The organism is Lysinibacillus telephonicus (genome assembly GCF_003966145.1).
Lineage (GTDB): Bacteria > Bacillota > Bacilli > Bacillales_A > Planococcaceae > Ureibacillus > Ureibacillus telephonicus.
This window is the reverse complement of record NZ_RXNR01000130.1, coordinates 1-3107: the sequence shown is the minus strand read 5'-3', so window position 1 is coordinate 3107 and position 3107 is coordinate 1. Positions and strand designations below refer to the sequence as shown.

General features: G+C 31.4%; 4 protein-coding genes. 1 reads left to right on the top strand and 3 read right to left on the bottom strand.

From position 1 onward, the window contains the following. Window positions 1–201: 201 nt before the first annotated feature. A complete protein-coding gene (locus EKG35_RS20395) occupies window positions 202–453 on the bottom strand; it encodes a hypothetical protein (RefSeq protein ID WP_126296382.1) in 252 nt (83 codons plus the stop codon). Between the two features lie 217 nt (window positions 454–670). Beyond that, a complete protein-coding gene (locus tag EKG35_RS20390; RefSeq protein WP_126296381.1) occupies window positions 671–1237 on the bottom strand; it encodes an NAD(P)H-dependent oxidoreductase in 567 nt (188 codons plus the stop codon). Window positions 1238–1358: 121 nt separating this feature from the next. Between EKG35_RS20390 and EKG35_RS20385 the strand changes: the two genes are divergently transcribed. Then, on the top strand, window positions 1359–1733 hold the full coding sequence (locus tag EKG35_RS20385; protein ID WP_126296380.1) for a winged helix-turn-helix transcriptional regulator: 375 nt from the start codon (window positions 1359–1361) through the stop codon (window positions 1731–1733). A 335-nt stretch (window positions 1734–2068) separates the two neighbouring features. Here the strand turns inward: EKG35_RS20385 and EKG35_RS21550 are convergent, their stop codons facing one another. After that, window positions 2069–2152 carry a helix-turn-helix transcriptional regulator gene (locus EKG35_RS21550; RefSeq protein WP_342774131.1) on the bottom strand — a complete coding sequence of 28 codons (84 nt, stop codon included), beginning with the start codon at window positions 2150–2152 and terminating at the stop codon, window positions 2069–2071. Window positions 2153–3107: the final 955 nt, after the last annotated feature.

Here is a 3107-nt window from a genome sequence, read left to right as displayed (position 1 = left end):
ACACTTTAACAGTAGAGTGACTTGGGGTGGCTGGCAAGTCTATTTTTTTGCACTAAAAAAGTGCTAGACTCTGTACAAATTCGTTGCACTAGTCTGCACTTTTATTATGCAATACACAGTTCCCCCATTTACTAAAACTTCCAATGCATAGTGTTCTAAATCCGTTGTCAAATAATAAGTATTTTGCTTTTCAACATCATTCTATTTCTCATTAAAATTAATAGTTACCGTATTCTCTTGAGTTGTAAAATCAAATTCTACATCTTCACTTGAATGAAAAATTATATATGATCCTTTTTCTCCATCATTGATTAATTGAAGCTCTAAATTAGGATCAATTATAGCCCACACATTATTAGGTACATTTTCAACTTCACTCATACTCACTGTTGATAAATTACATGCCGATAATATAGAAATTACAAAAAATACAGAGAGAAAGAATTTCTTCAATACATCCCCTCCTTTGACCTTCTTCTGTAATACCCATTATTAATTCCTCGACAATCTGGCTCTATTTCTGAAAAAGACAACAATTCCTCTTCAAGAATTGCAGCCTGATTGTGGAAGAACGAAAATTACACTTACTAAGTTTTTCTCCTTATTAAAATCGCAACCGTTTGTTTAAGTGTATTTCTCACAAATATCTTTCTATTCAGTTCATTCTACTTTAAATTTCATGGGTTATTTCTTTTAAAAATTGTTTCCTCTTCTCATCTGTTGTTAAATGAATCCATTTAGTGTGTTCATTTTTAATTCCCAGGTCAGCTAGAGTTCGGTTAATGAAGACTCCCTGAATAGCATTTCCTCCTTCAGATTCAATATAATTTTTATCCGTTGTAGAAGTTGAAATGACAGTTGTTTTTTCTATATTCGTCAATAAACCTTTCAGAGTATTTGTTTTTTTATCCTCTTGGAAAGCGAAGCCACTCAGCATCACTTTATCAATAAATCCTTTTAAAATAGCCGGTAAGTCCCACCACCAGACAGGAAATATAAAAATCAACTCAGTTGCCTGGCTTAATTTTTTTTGATATTCCTTCACTAATTTGTAGGGTGTTTCTCCTCTATTAAATTGCGCCAATTCTTCAGCTGTAAATACGGGATTAAACCCATCTTTATAAAGATCAATCACTTGAACTTTTTCTCCCTTAGCTTCTAAGTCTTTCGTGATAGAGGTTAAGATTGCATGATTATAGCTTCCTTCCCATGGATGTGCATAGACAATTGTTTTCATTATTAATCACCCTTCTCCCTTATTTGCATCATATTTTAATGTACATTGATTTTATTGTATGCTATAACATTCTACTAGTACGGTAATTTAAGTGAGATACTAACCTAAAGGAGAGTGCCAAATGGAAAAAGAATCTTATGTATTAAATGGTAATTTGAAGGATACTGGTTTTGGATATACTTTGTCATTAATTGGTGGGAAATACAAAATGACAATTTTATATGCTTTATATTTAAACAATAAGCCTATTCACTATAACCAATTGAAACGGATGCTTGGCAATATTTCTTTTAAAACATTAACCAATACACTAAAGGAACTTAAGGGTGATAAATTAATTAATCGAAAAGAATATCCTCAAGTACCTCCAAAAGTAGAATATAGTTTATCGGAAAAGGGTTTATCACTGATTCCTGTATTAGATGCAATTTGCTATTGGGGAGAAGGTCAATTGGATAAAAGAAAAGAAGTCACGTTAAAAGTGGACAATAACTAAAGAAGGCTGCCTGGGCAGCAGCCTCGATATACATACATATCAACCTCTATGGTTGGATCTGTTAAATAGCAGAATCATTTATTTCTCCATTAAAGTCAGACCAAGCATTCCATTCAATTCCATAAGATTAGCAGTAAAAATAAAAATTAGTGAATAAAAAGCCGACATCAAACAAATAAAAGTTGCTTTTATAATAGGCGATTTTAACAATCTTATTTCCTCTCACTCCTTTTAAAATCAAAAAGTTCTTCAATGGACATATTAAAAAATATTGCCAAATCATAAGCCAACCAAATTGATGGGTAAAATTTGTCATTTTCTATTGCATTTATGGCTTACCGTGAAACATTTACTTTCTCTCCTAATTGTCCTTGTGTTAATCCATGTTTTTCTCGAAGATCTTTTACTCTATTTTTCAATATTATTTCACCTTATCTTGTCAGGTTTACCTTACACTGGGAGTATCAAACTCCAAATATTTCTGTCAAGTAAACCTTACATTTTTTATAAGAAACCATTTCATAGTACCCCTTAGCTGCTTTATGAATATCATCAACACCTTGTAAATCAAGTTCTCTAAGTGCTTCTATTACTTCTGAACCTTCTTTAATATTTCCATATAAGGTGATACATTTTCATAGATGCGAAAGAATCTTGTAGTGCAGTAACTTTATATCCCTCAAGTATCTCAATTGTTTCCTTTTTAATTTTTCTTTCAGTAGAACTAAATCAGTTAGAATAGTATTTGTTACTGTTTTCGAAGCTTTTAAACAACTACTCTAGGTTAAAGTTGTCTAATCCTTCTTTATTTAAATGAAACGTATGTTTTATTATCCTCTTTGTTATTCCACTATAAAACCGCATTTAAAAATGCCAAATGCAGTGTGTTTTCATTTACGAAATACACTGCTTATGTACTAGTTATTTGTTTTTGCCCCCTATTATTGAATAAAGATCAGCCTCTATTAGCTGGTTTTGCGGAATAACAGCTAAAGATGATATTTCAACTAAACTAAATCGTCAGTACAATTTGTTCAACAAAAAAGCGAAAATCCTTTTTGGATAAACGCCCGATAATAACCTTTTCAATTAATCGATACAGAGTTCAATGTGTCAGGAAACATACTTTATATCACACTGTATTCACATGTATGAACATTTTTAAGTATAACCTTGCCTTAAATAAAATGGTTCTTTGTCAAATAACGTTGGTGAAGGATATTAATCGATTATTACCATGCTCTTAACTAGCCTTAGGCTGTTTGGGAGCGTGGTTGTTTTTGTTCTGTTGTTTTGAGTTTGAAGTGTAAAATAATTCGCTTTTTGTAATTCATAAAATTTCTATATCCATAAGCTACACGATTTAATACTTTA